Annotated in this window: 20 protein-coding genes; all 20 read right to left on the bottom strand. The window is 35.5% G+C overall.

All coding sequences use genetic code 11. From position 1 onward, the window contains the following. Nucleotides 1-91 precede the first annotated feature (91 nt). A complete protein-coding gene (gene thrS / locus ATHE_RS04010) occupies nt 92-2,035 on the bottom strand; it encodes a threonine--tRNA ligase (RefSeq protein ID WP_015907351.1) in 1,944 nt (647 codons plus the stop codon). A gap of 43 nt (nt 2,036-2,078) precedes the next feature. Beyond that, on the bottom strand, nt 2,079-3,464 hold the full coding sequence (locus ATHE_RS04005; protein ID WP_015907350.1) for a tetratricopeptide repeat protein: 1,386 nt from the start codon (nt 3,462-3,464) through the stop codon (nt 2,079-2,081). 19 nt (nt 3,465-3,483) lie between these two features. After that, entirely contained in the window at nt 3,484-4,608 is a 1,125-nt protein-coding gene (locus tag ATHE_RS04000) for an RNA-binding domain-containing protein (RefSeq protein ID WP_015907349.1), read from the bottom strand. Continuing rightward, the gene (locus ATHE_RS03995; RefSeq protein ID WP_041727092.1) at nt 4,601-6,256 is read right to left on the bottom strand and encodes an HD domain-containing phosphohydrolase; all 1,656 of its coding nucleotides are present in this window, start codon (nt 6,254-6,256) and stop codon (nt 4,601-4,603) included. The genes ATHE_RS04000 and ATHE_RS03995 overlap by 8 nt, the downstream gene beginning before the upstream one ends. Before the next feature lie 113 nt (nt 6,257-6,369). Further along, nucleotides 6,370-6,945 (bottom strand): M23 family metallopeptidase, encoded by a 576-nt coding sequence (locus ATHE_RS03990; RefSeq protein ID WP_015907347.1) that lies wholly within the window; start codon nt 6,943-6,945, stop codon nt 6,370-6,372. An 83-nt stretch (nt 6,946-7,028) separates the two neighbouring features. Beyond that, nucleotides 7,029-7,412 carry a GerW family sporulation protein gene (ytfJ, locus tag ATHE_RS03985; protein WP_015907346.1) on the bottom strand — a complete coding sequence of 128 codons (384 nt, stop codon included), beginning with the start codon at nt 7,410-7,412 and terminating at the stop codon, nt 7,029-7,031. Then, nucleotides 7,396-7,953 carry a hypothetical protein gene (locus tag ATHE_RS03980; protein WP_015907345.1) on the bottom strand — a complete coding sequence of 186 codons (558 nt, stop codon included), beginning with the start codon at nt 7,951-7,953 and terminating at the stop codon, nt 7,396-7,398. Before ATHE_RS03980 ends, ytfJ begins: the two co-directional genes overlap by 17 nt. 75 nt (nt 7,954-8,028) lie before the next feature. Beyond that, a complete protein-coding gene (gene scpB / locus ATHE_RS03975; RefSeq protein WP_015907344.1) occupies nt 8,029-8,568 on the bottom strand; it encodes an SMC-Scp complex subunit ScpB in 540 nt (179 codons plus the stop codon). Between the two features lie 10 nt (nt 8,569-8,578). Next, nucleotides 8,579-9,289, bottom strand: a complete 711-nt coding sequence (locus tag ATHE_RS03970) for a segregation and condensation protein A (protein WP_015907343.1) — start codon at nt 9,287-9,289, stop codon at nt 8,579-8,581. Then, a complete protein-coding gene (gene trpS, locus ATHE_RS03965) occupies nt 9,286-10,263 on the bottom strand; it encodes a tryptophan--tRNA ligase (RefSeq protein ID WP_015907342.1) in 978 nt (325 codons plus the stop codon). Before trpS ends, ATHE_RS03970 begins: the two co-directional genes overlap by 4 nt. 49 nt (nt 10,264-10,312) lie before the next feature. Next, nucleotides 10,313-10,948, bottom strand: a complete 636-nt coding sequence (locus ATHE_RS03960) for a site-2 protease family protein (protein WP_015907341.1) — start codon at nt 10,946-10,948, stop codon at nt 10,313-10,315. 24 nt (nt 10,949-10,972) lie between these two features. After that, the gene (gene lysA / locus ATHE_RS03955) at nt 10,973-12,274 is read right to left on the bottom strand and encodes a diaminopimelate decarboxylase (protein ID WP_015907340.1); all 1,302 of its coding nucleotides are present in this window, start codon (nt 12,272-12,274) and stop codon (nt 10,973-10,975) included. A gap of 85 nt (nt 12,275-12,359) precedes the next feature. Next, a complete protein-coding gene (locus ATHE_RS03950) occupies nt 12,360-14,021 on the bottom strand; it encodes an AMP-binding protein (protein ID WP_015907339.1) in 1,662 nt (553 codons plus the stop codon). 119 nt (nt 14,022-14,140) lie between these two features. Then, nucleotides 14,141-14,908 (bottom strand): RNA polymerase sporulation sigma factor SigG, encoded by a 768-nt coding sequence (gene sigG, locus ATHE_RS03945; RefSeq protein ID WP_015907338.1) that lies wholly within the window; start codon nt 14,906-14,908, stop codon nt 14,141-14,143. An 85-nt stretch (nt 14,909-14,993) separates the two neighbouring features. Next, the gene (gene sigE / locus ATHE_RS03940) at nt 14,994-15,728 is read right to left on the bottom strand and encodes an RNA polymerase sporulation sigma factor SigE (RefSeq protein ID WP_015907337.1); all 735 of its coding nucleotides are present in this window, start codon (nt 15,726-15,728) and stop codon (nt 14,994-14,996) included. 73 nt (nt 15,729-15,801) lie between these two features. Continuing rightward, the gene (locus ATHE_RS03935) at nt 15,802-17,340 is read right to left on the bottom strand and encodes an IS200/IS605 family accessory protein TnpB-related protein (RefSeq protein WP_015907336.1); all 1,539 of its coding nucleotides are present in this window, start codon (nt 17,338-17,340) and stop codon (nt 15,802-15,804) included. Continuing rightward, nucleotides 17,306-17,914, bottom strand: coding sequence for an IS607-like element ISCbe1 family transposase (locus ATHE_RS03930; RefSeq protein WP_015907335.1), 609 nt, complete (start codon nt 17,912-17,914; stop codon nt 17,306-17,308). Before ATHE_RS03930 ends, ATHE_RS03935 begins: the two co-directional genes overlap by 35 nt. 70 nt (nt 17,915-17,984) lie before the next feature. Beyond that, nucleotides 17,985-18,818 carry a sigma-E processing peptidase SpoIIGA gene (locus ATHE_RS03925; protein WP_013430795.1) on the bottom strand — a complete coding sequence of 278 codons (834 nt, stop codon included), beginning with the start codon at nt 18,816-18,818 and terminating at the stop codon, nt 17,985-17,987. Between the two features lie 300 nt (nt 18,819-19,118). Further along, on the bottom strand, nt 19,119-20,201 hold the full coding sequence (gene ftsZ, locus ATHE_RS03920; RefSeq protein WP_015907334.1) for a cell division protein FtsZ: 1,083 nt from the start codon (nt 20,199-20,201) through the stop codon (nt 19,119-19,121). Beyond that, complete coding sequence (locus ATHE_RS03915; protein ID WP_013430797.1) at nt 20,198-20,560, bottom strand: small basic family protein; 363 nt, start codon at nt 20,558-20,560, stop codon at nt 20,198-20,200. The genes ftsZ and ATHE_RS03915 overlap by 4 nt, the downstream gene beginning before the upstream one ends. Nucleotides 20,561-20,563: the final 3 nt, after the last annotated feature.

The raw sequence follows: 20,563 nt of genomic DNA, 5'->3' as shown, positions 1-20,563 counted from the left end.
CCTAAGAATAAAGAATTTAAAAAAAGGCTGCCAAAAACAGCCCCAAAAATATGGTACATATGCATCTTCCTGGCAGCCTTCTTCATCTTTTTTACTCTATCACTTTTTTGTCTACTTTTTCTTTTACCATTGCAATAAAATCTTCAATGGTAAACGAACCCAAATCTCCTTTTTTCCTATCTCTTACTGCCACAGTATTCTCTTTTTGCTCCTTTTCACCTACAATCACCATATACGGTATCTTTTGAAGCTGAGCATCTCTTATCTTGTACCCTACTGTTTCTGACCTGTAATCTTCTTCTACCCTAAACCCATTTTCTTTTAATATCCTTGCGACATTTTTAGCATACTCATTGAAATTATCAGAAACAGGAATCACTCTAATCTGCACAGGCGCCAGCCACAGCGGAAAAGCGCCGTTGTACTTTTCAATAAGCATCGCAAGCGTTCTTTCATAACAACCTATCGATGAGCGGTGGATAATAATCGGTCTTTTCTTCTGCCCATCTCTGTCTACATACGTCATATCAAACCGTTCTGCCAGAGCAAAATCTATCTGTATTGTTATTATTGTATCCTCTTTACCATAGACGTTTTTGAACTGAATGTCAAGTTTTGGTCCATAAAAAGCAGCCTCACCTTTTGCCTCTTTATAATTTATTCCAAGCTTATCTAAGATATTTTTCATATCATTTTCTGTCTTTTCCCAAGCCTCAGGATTGTCAATATATTTTTCCTTGTTGTTCGGGTCCCAGCGCGAAAATCTGTACCATATATCATTCTCGATACCAAGTATTTTCATTATATACTGAATCAAATCTAAAACTCCTTTGAACTCTTCCTCAACCTGGTCGGGTCTGCAGATTATGTGTGCATCTGAAAGAGTAAACTGCCTAACCCTTATAAGTCCGTGCATCTCACCTGAACTTTCATTTCTGAAAAGTGTTGATGTCTCACTGTATCTTATTGGCAAATCCCTGTAGCTTCTCTGCTTTGAGTTATATATCAAAAACTGAAATGGACATGTCATTGGTCTTAAAGCCAGAACTTCATTTTCATCTTCCTCTATTACAAACATGCCATCTCTGTAATGGTCCCAGTGCCCAGAGATTTTATACAAATCACTTTTTGCCATGTAAGGAGTCTTTGTCAGAAGATAACCTCTCTTTTCCTCTTCATCCTCAACAAACCTTTGAAGAATCTGGAGGATTTTTGCGCCTTTTGGCATTAAAAGAGGAAGACCTTGCCCTACAACCTCGGATGTTGTAAAAATCTCAAGCTCTCTTCCTATTCTGTTGTGGTCACGTTTTTTTGCCTCTTCAAGCTTTTTGAGATACTCATCAAGTTCAGATTTCTTTTCAAAAGAAATTCCATAAATTCTTTGAAGCATCTTATTTTTAGAATTTCCGCGCCAATACGCACCTGCTACAGAAAGTAGTTTGAATGCTTTTACTCTCCCTGTTGAAGGAAGATGTGGTCCTGTGCACAGGTCAACAAATTCACCTTGCCTATAAAAAGATATAATCTCTCCCTCTGGAATATCATTTATAAGCTCAACCTTGTAGTTTTCTCCTCTTTGTTGCATAAGTTTTATTGCTTCTTCTCTTGAAAGTTCAAATCTCTCAATCTTTAAATCTTCTTTTATTATTTTTTGCATCTCTTCTTCAATCTTCTCTAAAATCTCCCTCGTAATTGACTCTTCAATATCAAAGTCGTAATAAAAACCATTGTCAATTGCAGGTCCTATGCCAAGCTTTACTTTATCGCCAAAGAGCCTTTTAACAGCCTGAGCTAAAATATGAGACGTTGTGTGCCAATAAACCTTTTTACCCTCATCACTTGAAAATGTCACAACCTCAAAGCTGCAATCTCTTTCAAGAGATGTCCACAAATCCTTCAAAACACCATCTATCTTACACGCAACTGCTTCTTTGTAAAGTCTCATGGAGATTGTCTTTATAAACTCCATACCAGATATTCCTTTTTCTGCTTCCAACACTTTTCCGTCTGGAAGTGTCACAGCTATTTTGTCCATTGTGCTATTCTTGCCTCCTTTTGCGAAAAGATGGTATAGTATTTTAAACTTCCTTGTTTAGCAAAAGCTCTTTGAAATCACCAAACCACTTAGAGAAAACTGCCTGCGAAATTCCAAAAATCTTGGCTACATCTTTTTGTTTTATCTTCTCTTTTTTCATGTACTTTTTGAACACATACCAAACAATTGCAGCAATAGCCAGAAGATTTAACCTGGGCTTTTCAAGCGGAAGACTTTTTAGAAGATTAAAAATAGCCTCTTGGTCTTTCTGATTTAATTCAACATGTTGGTGAAGAATTTCCATAACTTTTTGTCCATTTTCTTCGACAGTTTGAGAAAAATAATTGTCAATATGATTTTGGAGCTGTCTTTTAAACTCCTTTTCGTCCATGCCTTCCAAAAATTTAAAACCTGTTTCAAAATAATCTATAGTATCTTTTTCAAATGTCTTTATTACATTATCGACTTTCTTCAAAAAATAGTCAATCCTTATCTCAGGCATCTCAAAGTTCTTTTTTAAGAACTCCCAAATTTTTTTAGCTTTCATGTACTTTCGTGTATTGTAAAGGCTTATTGCTTCAATATGTTTAAAATATGGCTCTCTTGTGATCTCAAAAAGTTCATTTGCACGCTGGGCAATTTCACTGTGCTGATTTAACTTGATAAGAGTGTCTAAAATCTTTATTTTATCTTTACTATCGTATGTTTTTATTTCCAATACCGCTTTTAAATGCCTTTTCATCTCTCTTTCTTTTCCTATGCTGCTGTAAAAAAATGCTAAGTTACAGTTTGCATATACATTGTACTTATCAATTTGAAGAACTTTTTTTGCTTCTTCAATCGCTCTTTGAACATCACCCATATAAAAATAAGCAAGTGAAAGGTTGTTCCTTGCAGCAAGGACACTATCATCTTTTGCCAATATCATCTTGAAATATTTCATTGCATCTTCATATCTGCCACTTTCAAGAAGAAAATTTCCTCTCTCTAATAGTTTTGAATATTTTTCAATTTCTTTTTGTTCTTTTTCAAACTCTTCTTGGCTTTCAATAAAATCAATAAGGTCTTCTGCCGCCTCTTTAAACTCAATGTTGTTAGAAAGTTTTACATACCTCTTTAAAAAATTCTTTGCCTCCTTGAACTTGCCCATTTCAAAAAAGTTACATCCAAGTCCAAACAACGAGTCATAAAACTCTGGACTATCTTTTGTAAGCTCGCTCAAGAGTTTATTTGAAGTTTCAAAATCCCCAACCTGTGCTAAAAGCCCAGCCAAGTTAAACTTTATCTCAACATTTTTATTATCAAGTTCAAGAGCTTTCATGAGCCTTTTTATGGCAAGCTCTACTTCTCCTTTTTCATAATGTTTAATACCAATTTTAAAATACATTGAGGATGTAGGATTGAGACTAATTACCTTTCCCTTGACCATTTTTCATTACTCCTCTTTTTTACAGTTTATCAATAGGTGGCAATATTATTTTAAATGTATTCTGTGAGTTTATATTTATAATCTTCACATTTGAATATGTTTTTCTTATCCTTGATATTCCCTTGCCAGCTTTCAAAAAGAGATTATTGTCATCTAAAATTATCATCTTTTGATAAATCCACGGATTCCGACGTCTTGGTATAATTTCCCTACCCATACTAAATATCATATTGCTCTCAAGAAGACATCCAGGATTTGCAACTTCAATGCTTCTCTCACTAATCTTGACTGCCGTGCATCTTGCCAAGTCATAATAATCCCTGTGAACAAGTGCATTTCCAATTGCTTCGAACAAAGCCCACAGGTCCTTCTGAGGATATTTCTGAGTAAAAAAATTTATAGTCTTTTTGATTATACTATATATGTTACCACAAATAATCTGAATTTGGTCAAAAAATTCAATTGTCAAATACGCTGACGGCAAAAATCTCTCTGGATATTTTCCAAACACAAGAATACCTGCTAAGGTAGGATAAAGATTATTATTTTCTCTATCTCTTTGGACAATCCCAAAACTTTCAAGCAAAATTAAGTTATCCCACTCGGATGAGATGCCACTTCTTTTAAAAAATATAGAGATTAGCTCAGGTTCAAGGTCATTTAAATTTGCATTTCTTACAATAGACATCTCAAAATTGACGCTGCCGCTTTCTTCAAACATGGAAGCTATCTCTTCTCTTCTTGCAACGTCTGTTGTTGACCCACGTCTTATATAAAACACGCCGTTTTGAACCATCTGATGAGGTCTTAGACTGCTTTTGTATATTGTGAGTACGCCAAGTTTTTTATCATTGTACTCTACAATCTCAAATTTAATTGATACAGGTGGGTCACACCTACTTGAGATTATTTGCTGAATTTTTTCTTCAGAGATGTTCTCGTCTTTAATTCCAACAATTCTTTTTGTCTTATCTTCAACCCCAAAGATGATATAGCCCCTTCCACCTCTTGAATTTGCAATGGCAATGACGTCTTTTACAAGCTCTTTCTTTTCACCATCTGTCTCAAGCGAAAGAGACTGTTTAAAATCAAGTTTCGGTCCCTCATCAGACTCAAGTAGCATTTTAAGCTTGTACTTATCCATCTATCTTCATCTCTACCGAATTTAAGATTTTTTCCTCTTTAAGCACACTCAAAAACGCCTCAAAAACTTCAGGGTCAAACTTCTTACCAACATCTTCTTTTATAATCTCTAATGCCTTTTCCTCTGAAAAAGCACTGCGGTAAGGTCTGTCTGTGGTAAGAGCATCAAATACATCTGCAACAGAGATTATCTTTGACTCAAGGGGAATTTTGTCTCCTTTTATCCCCAGCGGATAGCCACTTCCATCTACATTTTCGTGATGGTACAAAATAATCTCTTTTATATTATCAAAATATTCAATGTTTGAAAGAATGTTATAACCATCCAATGAATGTCTTTTGACTATTGAATATTCTTCTTGCGTGAGCTTGTCAGGTTTGTTTAAGATACTTTCCGGAATTACAATCTTGCCAATATCGTGAAGATATGCGGCAATTTCTAAGTCAAACAGGTCTATTTTATATCCCTTTGAAGACAGTTTTTCTCCAATTTTCTTGCTGTATTTCATAACCCTTTCTGCATGTCCTTTAGTGTAAGGGTCTTTCATTTCAATAATAGATATTAAAAGTTTTATCGCTCCTTCAAAGTTTCTCTTCTCCTTTTCAAACAATTCTTTCAATAGTTTATCCTGCTGCTTTAATATCGAAATCTTGCTTTTTATTTCGTTTGAAAAATATTCCAAAATAAGCTCTACATTTTTAAACCTTCCCTCTTTCTTTACGGTTGGTTTTGGAGTGGTTACATCACCGTTTATGCCAGAAAATAGAGAAATAGCGTAATCTTCAAGTTGAATAACTTTTCTTGTAAGATATACTCCCCCTAAAAATGCAATAAGTAAAGTCAAAGCTATGAGAAACAAAAATGTAATAATAAGTAGTTTTTCAAAGTGTCTTTTTATATTCACAAGTGTTCTTTCATTATAATTGATTACAAGTGTTCCTATCCTATAACCATCAATATCAAATAGCTCAACATGATTTTTAAGAAGGTTTTCTTCGGTAGATACATTTGTTTTATCCACGAAATATATTCTATCCACCATGTAAGGCTGAATCAAAGCCACAAACTCATCAATATCCCTTGCCAGAAAAAGTGCTCCAGCAACAGGTTTTGTTAAATCTTTGTCATCCAAAACAGGCGAACATACAAAGGCAAATACCTTATCATTTATTTTAAGAAAACCTCTTTCAACAGGTATTAAATTTATACTATTAGAAGGGTAAACTGTGCTTGTTACTTTTTTAAATACATGGAATACTTTTGTGCTATCAGAGCTTTTAATATTCCCAAATGGAGAGTGATACGAAATAATACTCCCCTCTTTCGAAAAACCAATTATTAGTGAGAAATTGTAAGGTTTCTGGTATAACCAGCTTGTCCAGTAAAAGTTGATTGTCTTTTCATCTTTTGTCAAAACAGCTCTGTAAAGTTCATTCCAAATAGCATATTCTTTTGCTATGTTTGACATATCATCAAAAATCTTTTGAGTTATCCTCTCTAATGTTTGTTGCTGTTTGTTTACAAAGTAATCATAGGTAATTTTTTCGTACTGAGGAATTACGTTGTTCATTACATACATAGCGACAATTGTTGTTGGTAAAAACGCTATTATCAGTGTAAGAACAAGCATTTTAAATCTCAGCTCCACCTTGCCCCATCCTTGTATTCTACTTTATTTTATTCACTTTAATCTGTCGATTTTTGTCTAAATTTAGTATAGCATAAATTAGCTTGAAATGTCATTTGTGAAATATTTCTAAACTACATTATTTCTTCTCTCTTAAAATATATAAAATCTTTTCCCACAAGGTCAAATGGCAGCTTATATCCTATTATCTCACCTTTTTTTAAAACTTCCCCTTTTTGAATGTTTAAAACATTAATGTTTTCAATCCTATAAAGTATCCTGCTACCTTGCTGTATGACAACATCAAAAGTTTCACCTTTTTTAATAATTTCTGCTACCTTTCCATCACAGGGACTGAGAATATTAGTTTTCTTTTTAACTATAATAAAAGTTCCTCCATCGTCAGAGGTTTGAATTTGCCCATCTGCAGGATATATGTAGGATGTAGAAGATTGTTTTTTGAGCAAGCTGTCCTTGCTTGTCGGATCTGAGAAAGATAAAGGCTGCAAAAAATCTTCTACCCATTTGACCAGCTCTGAATAAATATTTTCATCACGCTGAAAAAAAACTTTGGCTTTTTCAAATGGAAAATTTTTAATATGAATATATTTGAACTTTAGTGTCAGGACAAAAAGTAAAATAAGAAACACCAGTATCGCTTTTATTATTGGTACTTTTGAACTTTTCTCTGCTATTTTCTTTTTTCTCATTTTCATTGCTCCCTTCTCAATTATTTTCAATTTAATTTCTATTCTTTCACATAAAAAAAGATGATAGCAAAGCTATCTTGCTATCATCTTCTCTGAATAATTTCCTTGATATCTTCAATTATGTTTGGAATGATATCAATTATTCTCTCGATGCTGCTGTTTGCTGAAACATTTAAAAGCCTTATCTGGTCCTGTGTTACAACTAAAAACGCAATTGGCATAACAGAGATTCCAGCACCAGTGCCGCCTGCAAAAAGCGGAATATTTTCGTCGTTTTTATTCATCTTATTACTGTCCTGTTTTATGTCACCCCCACCTGCCACAAATCCAAACGAAACTCTTGAGACCGGAATTATAACAGCTCCAGCCGAACTTTGAACAGCATCACCCACAATTGTGTTAACGTCAATCATCTGTTTTAGGTTTTCCATTGTTGTCTGCATAAGCATTTCAATTGGATGTGCCAAGTTTAACACCACCTTTTTGTTTATTTATTGCTTTTATTGTATTAGTTAGAAGCTTTATAGGAAATATCTTGATGCTAATATTTAGTTGCAAAGTACTTGACAAAAAATTCTCTTGACAGAATGCTTGATAATCAAGTTTTGTATTCTGTCCACATGACATTAATATTCCCCAAATTGAATATATACTTGCACTTAAAATACTCAAAATAAAAGCATCTGCACAGTAAATACGCGCACAAATCTTCACTACTTTCACTACAGTAGACAAAAGGAAGATTCTTATAAGTCTAAATACAGTCTTGGTAGAAAAAAGTTTTGATTTTTTCTTTTTCGCTCCTTTTCCAATAGAAAAATGTTTAACTTTTTTACACCCAGAAACAGGAATTTTTTTATAAAATATACACACATAAATTCCTAAAAAGTTAAACTTTACTCCAACAAAAATTGCTTTTTCAACTTTTATCTCAATCAAAAATATTTTTGGTAAGCAAAGATAAATAACTAATATTGTAAAAAGCAAGAAATTTAAAAGAACTATCAATTTTTTTTATCAATGACCCTCACAAAGTGCTGTGGTTTTATTAAAATTATTGCCACAAAAATAAAAGAGGATACATCAATTTGATGTATCCTCTTTCTGGATTTTTAAAATTTTTTCTTTGAGTTCGTCTATATCTTTAATGCCAAGAGAAGTATAAAAAAGTGAGGTTACCTCATAAACAGCAGGCTTGCCAATTGTATCCAGTCTTCCAGCTTCTCTGATGAGCCCTTTTTCTATAAGGCTTTTTATGACATTCTCGCTGCTGACCCCTCTTATTTTTTCTATCTCCTGCCTTGTAATGGGACCTTTCAACGCCACAATTGATAGCACTTCATACGCCGCCTGAGAAAGAGATATATACTTTTGCTCCAAGTCAAAGTACTCCCTTATATATCCTGAATTTTCTGGATTGGTGACCAAAACATATCCATTTTCCTGTTCGGTTATCAGAAACCCTCTGTTCTGTTGTAAATATTCCTGTTTTAGTTCCTCAATACAGCTTTTGACCTCTTGACTATCTACTTCTAAAATCTTTGCAACCTTTTGTACATCCAAAGGTTCAGTAGCCAAAAATAGTATACTTTCCACGATTGATTTTATTCTTATTCTTTCCATCTCTGTCTTGCTACCTCTTCAAAATCTTTATGTCGTCAAACACCTCTTGCTGATGAGCAAAAATATGACCAAGCTTGCACAGTTCTAAAATTGCCAAGAATCTGTAGATTATCTCTTCTTTTGAAATCCCTTTAATGAGGCTGCTAAAATATAAAACCCCTTTTTGTTTGATATATTCAAAAACCTGTTTCACAACTTTCAAAATAGATATTGGCTGTTTTTTGGTAATCTCCTGAAGCTTTTGAATGCTCTCTTTTGGCAAATCCTGATTTTTTTGGCTAATGGCTAAATATGCTCTGCAAAGTTTTTTAATATCAAGCTGAGCTACAAGCTCTTTTTTATTTTCCTTTAAAAGCAAATAATCTTGATTTGTTTTTCTATAACATTCCCTGTAAGGATAATTTTCTTTTAAGTAGACGGCGATCTGTTTGTATCTCTGATATTCTCTCAGCCTTTCCACAAGTTCTTGGCGCGGGTCTTGCTCTTGTTGAGCTTTTGGCAAAAGCATTCTTGATTTTATCTCTAAAAGTGTTGCAGCCATTACCATGAACTCAGAAACAGAATCTACATTGATTGTATCTAAATGGTTCAAATATACCAAATATTGGTTTGTAATCTCGGATATAGGAATATCATAAATGTTTATCTTTTCTTTTTTTATAAGGTAAAGCAACAGGTCAAGAGGTCCTTCAAAGTTAGGAAGTTTAACCTCAAAGTTCATAACAAACCTGCCCTGTCCTTTGCTTCTTGTAATGTTCTTGATGCTATTTCTCTTGCCTTTCTTGCACCTTCATTTATAACTCCCAAAACATAGTCAAGGTCATTTTCAAGCTCTCTTCTTTTTGACTGAATTGGCTCTAAAAACCTTGAAATATTTTCAAATAACCTCTTTTTGCACTCAACACAACCTATTTTACCCTGTCTGCAGTCCTCTTCTGTCTCTGATACAGTCTCTGGGCTGAATATCTGATGGTATGCAAAGACTGTGCACACTTCAGGATGTCCAGGGTCGTTTTTGCGAATCCTTGCAGGGTCTGTTACCATGTTCATTACCTTTTTCCTTACACTTTCCAAGTCTTCAGAAAGTGCAATTGTATTTCCGTAGCTCTTGCTCATCTTGCGTCCGTCTGTCCCAACAAGCACCTTTACAGTGTTAAGGATTGCTTGTGGTTCTGGAAAAGTCTGACCATATAAGAAGTTAAACCTTCTTGCAATCTCTCGTGTCAGCTCCAAATGCGGGAGCTGGTCTTCACCAACTGGCACAAGCTCTGCTTTGTATATCAATATATCCGCTGCCTGAAGACATGGATATCCCAAAAAACCATATGTTGCAATGTTCCTCTCTTTTAACTCTCTCATCTGGTCTTTGTAAGTTGGACACCTGTAGAGCCAAGAAAGAGGCATTATCATTGAAAACAAAAGATGAAGCTCAGCATGCTGTGGAACATGCGACTGCACAAATATTGTACACTTTTTCGGGTCAAGACCGCATGCCAAAAGGTCTATCACAACCTGCTTTGTATATTCTCTTAAATTCGAAGTGTCCTCATATCCGGTTGTCAGCGCATGCCAATCTGCAACAAAAAAGAAACATTCATATTCATCCTGAAGTTTTACCCAGCTCTCTATAGCTCCAAAATAGTTTCCAAGGTGCAAAATACCCGTTGGTCGTGTACCAGACAAAACTCGTCTCATCTTTTCATTCTCCTATTCTCCTACAAGATTTTTTGATTTTTATAAACATTTAAGGAAATAACATGACAATAAAATCAATGAAATTGAAAATAAAATATGCTATTGGCTGCAAAACGTATGAAAGCAAAAAAGGTGCAAAAAATATGCAAGTAATCAATATTATTTGCCCTACCACTTCATATCTATAATAAAACTCAACATATCTGTTTGGTGCAAAGATAAACAGAATCTTTGAACCATCTAAGGGTGGTATTGGTAATAAATTGAATATTGCAAGATACACATTAATCAAATATGCTTCTTGAATCATAATTTGAAGATATCTATTTGTTATTAAATTGTACTTGTCAATATATTTAAGCACAATAGCAAAGACAATTGCAGAAAGAATATTTGCAACAGGTCCTGCTAAGGCTGTCAGCCCCATACCTACTTTTGGATTTTTGTATCTTGTTGGATCAGTCACAACAGGTTTTGCCCATCCAAATCCAAAAAGAATCAGCGCTATCGCACCAAACAAATCTATGTGCGGAAGAGGGTTTAAGGTTATTCTTCCTTGTCTTTTTGGCAGGTCATCTCCCTGCAAATATGCAACAAGGCCATGGGCTGACTCATGCACAGATATTGCAAAAAGCAGCCCTGGAATTCTCAAAAGCATTGTAATAATACTTGGCACAGCCATCATAAATTCTCTCCAAACATAATTTTATTAAATCTCCATATCATTTTTCACAAGGTCTTCATATGTTTCACGTTTTACAATAACCCTTGCTTGACCATTTTTCAAAAGTACAACTGCAGGTCTTGGGAACCTATTGTAGTTGCTTGACATAGAATAATTATATGCTCCTGTTGCCAAAATGGCAAGATGTTGACCAGTCTTAAGCTCTGGAAGCTTTATGTCTTTGATGAGTATATCACCAGACTCACAGCATCTTCCCGCTATTGTATAAACTTTTGTCCGCTGCCCCAAAGGATTTTCAACAACATATGCATCATATCTTGCCTGATACAGCGCATATCGTGGATTGTCTGTCATTCCACCATCAACAGATACATAGTTTCTAACATTTGGTATTTCTTTGACATTTCCAATTGTATAAAGCGTAATTCCAGCTTCACCCACAATTGACCTTCCAGGTTCTAAAACAATAAACGGTTTTTTTAGCCCCTTTAAGCTACAAAATTCTTCTACCTCTTCAGTAATTACTTCTATAAACTTTTCAACTCTTGGTGGTTCATCATGAGCGGTGTATTTTATTCCAAATCCGCCCCCTAAATCTAATATTTTTATCTCATAGCCAAGTTCATTTTTAATCTTGAGCATAAACTCAAGCATGACCCTTGCAGCAAGCTTAAACGGAGCTGTTTCGAAAATCTGTGAGCCAATATGGCAATGAAGACCTACCAAGTTTAGCTCCTCTTTTTGCAAAACTTTTTGAACAATAGAGAATGCTTCGCCATTTTCAAGCGCAACCCCAAACTTTGAGTCTATCTGCCCTGTCCTAATAAACTCATGTGTATGAGCTTCTATTCCTGGTTTTATTCGAATCAAAACATCTGCTTTTTTGTTTTTTGTTCTACATATCAGACTTAGCATCTCGAGCTCATCAAAATTATCAAGTACAATCTTTACACCCTTTTCAACTGCCATCTCAAGCTCATCATATGTTTTATTATTTCCATGGAAGAATATCTTATCTGGGTCAAAATTTACAGAAAGTGCTGTGTAAAGTTCCCCCCCTGATACAACATCAAGGCCAATTCCTTCCTCTTTTGCTATTTGGCACATAGCCTTTGTGCAAAAAGCTTTTGATGCATAAATTATAAGACCATTTTCTCCAAAATATTTATTCAGGGAAGTCTTAAATATATTGATATTTTCTCTTATCATTGTCTCATTCATAACATAAAGAGGAGTTCCATACATCTCTATCAAGTCAAGAAGGTCAATTCCTTCCCATGAAAGATTACCTTTTGGTGAAACTTCAAGATTATATCTTAGTTGCATGTATTTTCTCCCCTCGCAATTTTAATGTTGAAAATAATTCTATCATACAATCAAAGAAAAATTCAATATTACCGGGGGCAAAAACTTAAGCTGTTTCGATATTTGCCGCATCGTGAAGACCAAACATCTCTATAGCCATCTCTCTTAGTTTATATTTTTGTACTTTTCCGTTTGCAGTTGTGGGAAACTCGCTAACAAACACAACGTATCGTGGCGTTTTGTGCCGTGAAAGATTTGCTTTTACAAACTCTTTTATCTCTTCCTCGCTTGCATAACACCCATCTTTGAGGATTATAAATGCAGCTATCTCCTCACCATAGACTTTATCTGGTACACCTACAACTTGCACATCTTTCACTGCCGGATGTGTATATAAAAACTCCTCTATTTCACGTGGATATATGTTTTCTCCACCTCTTATTATCATATCTTTGAGCCTACCAGTAATTCTTAAATATCCATTTTGGTCAATGTATCCTAAATCACCTGTGTGAAGCCAACCATCCTCGTCGATGGCTTGTTTTGTTGCCTCTGGCATCTTGTAATACCCTTTCATAACGTTGTATCCCCTTGCACATATCTCGCCAATAACACCGTTTGGAACCTCTTTTTTAGTGTGGATATCCACAATTTTTACCTCCACACCTTCAAGTGGTTTTCCAACTGTAGACACCCTAAACTCAAGAGGGTCGTCAACCCTTGTCTGAGTTATTACAGGTGATGCCTCAGTTTGACCATATGCTATTGTAATCTCTTTCATGTGCATTTTTTCGACAACTTCTCTCATAACCTTGATAGGGCAAGGTGCTCCTGCCATTATACCAGTACGAAGAGAAGAAAAATCAAACTTATTAAATTCAGGATGCTCCAATATTGCAATAAACATTGTTGGCACACCATGTAAGCCAGTGCATCTTTCAAAGTGGACTGTCTCCATAACTTTAAGAGGATTGAAATGGTCAAGCGGTACCATGGTGGCACCTTTTGTCACGCATGCACCTATACCCAAAACAAGTCCGAAACAATGGAAAAATGGAACGGGGATGCACAGCTTGTCCTTGTGTGTAAGTTTCATACAATCTGCTATAGTGTTTGCATTGTTGAGAATATTTTTGTGTGTAAGCATAACACCTTTTGGAAATCCAGTGGTACCAGAAGTGTATTGCATATTTATTACTTCATCTGGCTCAAGGCTTTTTTGTCTTTGAATGAGGTCCTCATCAGGGATATTCTCTCCAAGTTCAATTACCTCGTGCCAGTTGTATATTCCATCATGAGAGTCTTGCCCGATAAAAATTAGTCTTTTAAGATAAGGCAGATTAGGATTTTCAAGTTCTCCTTTTTTGCACACCTGAAGCTGAGGATTAAGTTTTTTAACAATCTCAAGATAATTTGAATCTTTAAATCCTTCTGTGAATATTAAAGTGGAACTGTCAGATTGTCTGAGAAGATACTCAAGCTCATATATCTTATAGTTGGTATTTACAGTAACAAGCACTGCTCCAATCTTGGCTAAAGCAAAGATAGAAATGAGATATTCAAGCCTGTTCGTTGCCCATACAGCTACATGTTCTCCTTTTTGAATCCCAATTGCCATAAACCCTTTTGCTGTATCATCAACCATTTTTTTGAACTGGGAATATGTAAGGTAAATCTTTTCATGATGGTAAATGACAGCGGGATTGTCAGCAAACTTTGTAGCTATAATATCAAAATAGTCTGGAATAGTCATTTCTATAAGAGACATTGAAACATTGCCCCCTTAAAAAATTTACAAGCCTTTTACCTTACTTTTAAGGTAAAAGGCTTTTTGTCAGTTTTAGATTATTATAAATTTTGAATGCATAAATTGTCAACAACAAAATCTTAAATATACTTTTTAATATGTCCTATTGCACTTTTTTCAATTCTTGAGACCTGTGCTTGAGAAATTCCTACAATTTTTGCTACCTCCATTTGGGTTTTTCCTTTATAATAACGCAAATACAGAATTTCTTTTTCGCGCTTTGTAAGTTTCGAGAGAGCATCTTTGAGTGAAATCTCCTCAAGCCAAACACTTTCGCATGATTTGTGGTCGCACAGTCTTTCCACAACATACATTGTATCAGTACTATCTTGAAACACTGGCTCATAAAGAGAGATTGGTTCTTGTATAGAATCAAGCGCAAAAACAAGATCTTCTTTGGTTATTGATAGCTCTTTTGCTATCTCTTCTAATGTTGGTTCTTTCTGGTTATTATTTATATACTTTTCCTTTATTTTTAAAGCTTTATAGGCTGTATCTTTCAAAGACCTCGAAATTCTCATAGAGTTATTATCCCTCAGATATCTTCTTATCTCCCCGATTATCATCGGCACCGCATAAGTCGAAAACTTTACATTCTGAGAAAGGTCAAAATTATCAATTGCCTTTATAAGACCAATGCATCCTACCTGGAACAAATCGTCTAAATTCTCGCCCCTGTTTGCAAATTTTTGTACAACGCTCAAAACAAGCCTCAAATTTCCTTCAATAAAAATTCTTCGTGCTTCTTTGTCTCCTTCTTTCATTCTTTTCAAAAGTTCAAGCTTTTCTTCATGGCTTAAAACGGGGAGTGTTGATGTATTCACACCACAAATTTCTACTTTGTTCAATTTAATTACCTCCCCCTTTTTTTACTTTACACTATGGTTATTATTAACCTTGGGGAAGGTAATTATTCTAAAATAGATTTCTATATTATATAATTTTTGCCAGTTCTTTTTTTAGTCTTGTTATAATCTTTTTTTCCAAGCGCGAGATATAACTTTGTGATATCCCCAGCATATCTGCAACCTCTTTTTGAGTTTTTTCTCCACCATCTCCAAATCCAAATCTCAGTTCAACAATCTTTTTTTCCCTTGACGGAAGTTTTTGAATTGCTCGCAAAAGTGCTTCTCTCTCCACACTACTCTCAATCCTGTTGTAAATTTCTTCTGTATCAGTTCCCAGAACATCAGAAAGTAAAAGCTCATTGCCATCCCAATCTACATTTAGTGGCTCGTCTATTGACAACTCAAGCTTTTTGTTTGAATTTCGTCTTAAAAACATCAAAATTTCATTTTCAATACATTTTGAAGCATAAGTAGCAAGTTTTATATTCTTGTTTGGATTATATGTATTTATTGCTTTAATCAAACCTATTGTGCCTATTGAAACAAGGTCTTCAAGATTAATCTTTGTATTTTCAAATCTTCTAGCAATGTAGACAACCAACCTCAAATTCCTTTCTACTAAAAGCTTTTTTAATTCTTCTTTCCCTTGGTAATGAATCTTGTATAAAATCTGGGCTTCTTCGTCAGGTGTAAGCGGCGGCGGAAGAGTATCACATCCACCAATATAGAAAATCTCCATTATCTGATTTTTTGAAAGTTTAAAACCAAGTTTTTTAAATATTTTTAATACATATTGCAAAATATTAGAATCAAGTTTCATAAAATCACTCCTGGTCAACCAAACTGTGCAAAATTGCACAGTATTGGCGGCTGGGGTATTTGTAGTCCGCCTTTCAGGCTTTCCCAGCCCCAGCAGGCGGTATTTGGGAAAGCCATAGCCCCTGCCCCAAGAAACAGGAACTTACGCCCTTACAGGTCTTCCCCACTTGCCCTGAAATCAAAAGCGATTTCAAGACAGACATATCACGCAGGACTCTGTCAGGGGAGAGTGGCGTTACCACCGCTACCCTAAGAACTTGCCAGGGATTGTGTTTTTTGCCACGACTACCCGCGCTTGTTCCATCCAGAGGCACGGATAGCCTCCCTGGCTCACTCCCAGAGCTTTGTAAAAACTTTATCGCTCTATCTATCGTTTTGAGTTGTTTTTTCCTCAGATGTTTGTTCTTGACTACCTCCCTTACATACTCTTTTAGCTCTTCCAGGTTGTTTACATCAAGCCTACTAAGAAGCAGCATATAATTGTGCGGTATCCTTTCTCTCAAGCCAAGTCCTCTTCGCGCTATTACATACGCTGCCGCAATATCCTTGCTCACCATATACTGCGGTGCATACTTCAACATCCCTATCACAGAAGTATACGCCGGGTCTACTTCTATAACCTCTATCCCTTCACGCTTTGCCAGAAGTTTTACCTTCTCCAAAAGTGACCTGTACCCAAAATAGTGCCTTATCCGTCTTGATTTTCTACCTGAAAAGTCGCCTCTTCTGCCCCTGTCCTGTATGCTAAGGTTCTCAATCACTATCGATTTTTGCTTCTCTTTCGCCATTTGTACTATCATGTGTGCATACTGCCACCTGTAATACTCTCTCTTGCTTGAGCTTCCACTCTCAAGCTTCTCAAGTGGTATTCTGCCATATCCCAGAAACTGTCCGTACTCATCTGTTTCTGCCCATGCAACATTCTTTGGATATGCGTTAGTGTCTATCCCTATAACTCCATTTGCTCTCGTTATCGCAGGCTTGGGGAAAACTTCTTCAACGGTGAAGTAGGCATATACTACACCGTTTTTGAGTTTCAGTTCTACAGAATAAGGTCCACTAAAGCTGCTTATTGCTTGTAGCAGTAGGTTCCTATCCATGTATGTCTTACCTTTCATCTTCCATCCAGCTTGTATCGTCGCATATACGTACTCTCTTTTTCCTACGTTAATCCTGAGTTTTGTGAAGTTCCCGTCTATCTCAATCCTTGTATTGAGATTCCCCTTTTTGCTCCTGTCTCCTCTTGAGTACAGATTCCCCTTCCTCTTCTCCTGCCACTCTCGTTGAAGTTTCCTATATACCTTGCCGTTTATGTACCGCCTCTTTAGTTTTTCAAAAAGTTGCCTACCACCAAAAATGACCTTTTCAGGATTTTCTCCTCTTCCTTTGCATGAGTTTAAAACACTGTTTGCTTTCATTATTGCATCATCAACGTATCGGGAATTAAGATTAAAAATTCCTTGCAGCTCTCTTTTTAGTTCATTCCTTTTATGCCTTTCCAGTAGTCTCTTGTATGCATACCTCATACAAGAGGACCATCTTCTCATAAGATCTAATACTGCCTTTTTGTCTTCCTCTCTATCGAACACTAACTTCGCCTGAACTGTTACCATGTCTTTTAGCACCTCTTTGCCCATAAATCCTCGCTGCAAAAGATGTTACTATCGCTATTAAGTCCTCTGCCAGTTCTCTGTTTATATCTTCTTCATTTTCTCTGCCATTTAACACTACCAGTTCTACCCCAAAGCTCTCCATGAAAAACTTAAGATACTCAAATCCAAACCTTGCAAGTCTGTCTGGATACTCTATTACAACTTTTGTAACTTCTCCTCTTTTGATTTTGTTCAAAAGTTTTAATAGTCCTCTCCTGTTTTCATCTACTTTGCTGGCTATTTCAGATATAACTTCATACTGCCAACCTTGAGACTTTGCGTATTCCTCAAGTCTTCTAATTTGGTTTTTAAGGTACTCTTCTTGCTTTTTAGTGGAGACTCTTGCATACAAAACAACGGTTGGTTTTGGTTTTTCCTTTATCATGCCAAGTAGTTTTTCTATGTCTTCTTTTTTATACCTTCTCCTTCCCTTCGGTGTCCTGAGAGGTGTTATTAACCCTTCCTTCTCCCAGTTTATTAGTGTTCTTCGGCAGATAGAATATATCTCTTTAACTTTTTGCACACTTAGCAACATTCAATATCACCTGGTCAAAATTATACCTTTTTGCATTGTTATTTTCAACTGTTGTGACCTCCTTTAAGAATCAAATTAAATCAGGACCAAGAAGTGCCGAGTATCTGTTTGAAATTTTTTTGTCATACAAGGCAATCGCTACATCTTTCCTTACCCATGTATTTTTGTTTTCTGAAACATAAAACTCATCAGGTATAACTCCTACCAAAACCCCATGTTCCTGCCCAATTGAATTGTAAGGTATCAAAACAATTCTGCTACCAAAAGTTTTTTGAAGCTTCTCAAGGTCCTTGGAAGATATGTCTTTTGCCTCTTCTTCCATTCCAAGTAGCTTTTTTTCAACAATTACAACAGGTTTGCCTGAAAAAGGTTCTTTTAAGTTATTGCCTGTATCTATATATCCTACACAGCTATACTCTAATTGATTTATCTTGAATCTTATATACCTAATGAGTGAATCTTTGTAAACCTTTTTGATTATAAGTTCATATGATAATTTGAACACAATTAGTGAAATGCCAAGTGCAAGTAGAACATTTTTTAGTTTTAGCTGAACAGAGTATTCAATACTATTTTCCGAAATGTAATAAAGAAAAAATCCCATTCCCCCAAACATGATTGTAACAAGGTAAAAACTAAGAAACTGTCTAATAAATCCATAAAAATTTTTCGGCGAAAAGGTAAGATATACAAAGAAAGCCGAAACAATTATTTTCCCAATTGGAGAATATAATAACTGTAAAGGCTGATAAAATTGAAATAGTGAATAAAAAGCTCCAAGTATACTTACAAGTAAAATCTTAAAACTGTTCACATTGGCTTTAAGTAAATATGATGTTGCAAGTAGAATAAAATAATTTATAACTAAATTTTCCAATATATATATATCTGCATAAATAATCATCTTATTCTATCAACTCTTTATCCTCAAAATAGGCACCTCTAAGTAATAATTATATTCCTGAAAAGGGTAAAATTATGTCAAAATAGTTTCAATTGTTTCCTTAGTAAAAAACAATTTTCTAACAATTTTTTGCAAAAAATAAATTCTTAATTGTTTTATACCCATCGCAATTGTGTATTTATAAAATAAAAGAATTTTTTATTAAAGAGTACTTTAAAGCAAAAAGGGACTACCCAGCAAAAAGATAACTGGATAGCCCCTTAATCGTATAATGTATAATTTTTTGTATGTTACTCTCTTTTACTTCTTATTTTTCAAAAATATAGGGATTTCAAATATATCATCATCTTGGAACAGATTTTGGAGATTGCCCATTTTTGGCATCGAGGCTTTATTTACCTGGGCAGATGACGACTCTTCATTGGTTGTGTCAAACCCTGTTGCAATGACAGTAACTTGAACCTCGTCTTTCATTTCTTCATTGAAAACAATACCCATTATAAAGTTGACATTCTCATCAGCTTCGGAAGAAATAAGCTCGTTTGCTCTTTCAATTTCGTCAAGCAGAAGTTCTTCTGGATTTCCCGTGTAGTTTACAAGAACACCTTTCGCACCTTTTATTGAAGTCTCAAGAAGCGGGCTGTTGATCGCTTGCTCTAAAGCTTTGAGTACTTTTTCATCGCCTTTTGCCTTGCCTATTCCCATGTGAGCATATCCCTTATTCATCATGATAGTCTTCACATCTGCAAAGTCCACATTTATTAACCCAGCATTCAATATAATATCAGAAATTCCCTGAACACCCTGTCTTAGCACATCATCAGCCATTCTGAATGCATCTGAAATTTTAAGGCTCTTATTAGTCGAAAGCATAAAGAGTCTATCGTTTGGCACAATAATTATTGTGTCAACAATCTTTTTCAGCTCTTCTATTCCTTTTTCTGCGTTAATTCTTCGTTTCGCACCCTCACTTTTAAACGGTCTTGTAACAACAGCAACAGTTAATATCCCCAGCTCTTTTGCAATCTCAGCAACAACAGGTGAAGCACCCGTACCGGTCCCACCACCCATTCCTGCTGTAATAAATACCATGTCTGCTCCTTTTAACACCTGCGCTATATCCTCTTTACTCTCCTCTGCAGCTTTTCTTCCAATCTCCGGGTCTGCCCCCGCTCCAAGTCCTTTTGTAATCTTCTCACCTATCTGAATCTTATAATGTGCCTTTGAACGCTGAAGAGCTTGCTTGTCGGTGTTAACTGCTATGAACTCTACTCCTGACACACCAACGTCAATCATTCTATTTACCGCATTGTTTCCTGCGCCACCAACACCAATAACTTTCAATTGTGCAACAGTCATTTTTTCTGTGTCAAAACTAATCATTGGTTTTTCTCCTCCTTAGAAAAACTCTTGTTTTTTATCAAAATACTTCTTCGCATCTCCCCAAAATTTTGAAAAATCCTCACACCAAAAGCCACAACCGCTGCCTGGTACAGCGGAATGCCAAGCATGTCACCCATGTAGGCAAGAAGCATGGCTATGAGAGTGTTGCCCACAAACCCTGAAATAAATATGTCAATCTTAAAATCACCCTTTAGATTTGACTTTAAAGCACCAAATATGGAATCAAGTGCTGCAAGAAGACCAACTGCAACATAAGATGAATAATCCTGAGGAATACTTATTGGAATAAAAAGTCCTATCAATATTCCAACCAAAAGAGCAATTACAAGTACTATCATCTT

It is taken from the genome of Caldicellulosiruptor bescii DSM 6725, assembly GCF_000022325.1.
Taxonomy (GTDB): domain Bacteria; phylum Bacillota; class Thermoanaerobacteria; order Caldicellulosiruptorales; family Caldicellulosiruptoraceae; genus Caldicellulosiruptor; species Caldicellulosiruptor bescii.
Note: the sequence above shows the minus strand (reverse complement) of the source record. Positions and strands in the feature narration are given on the sequence as shown.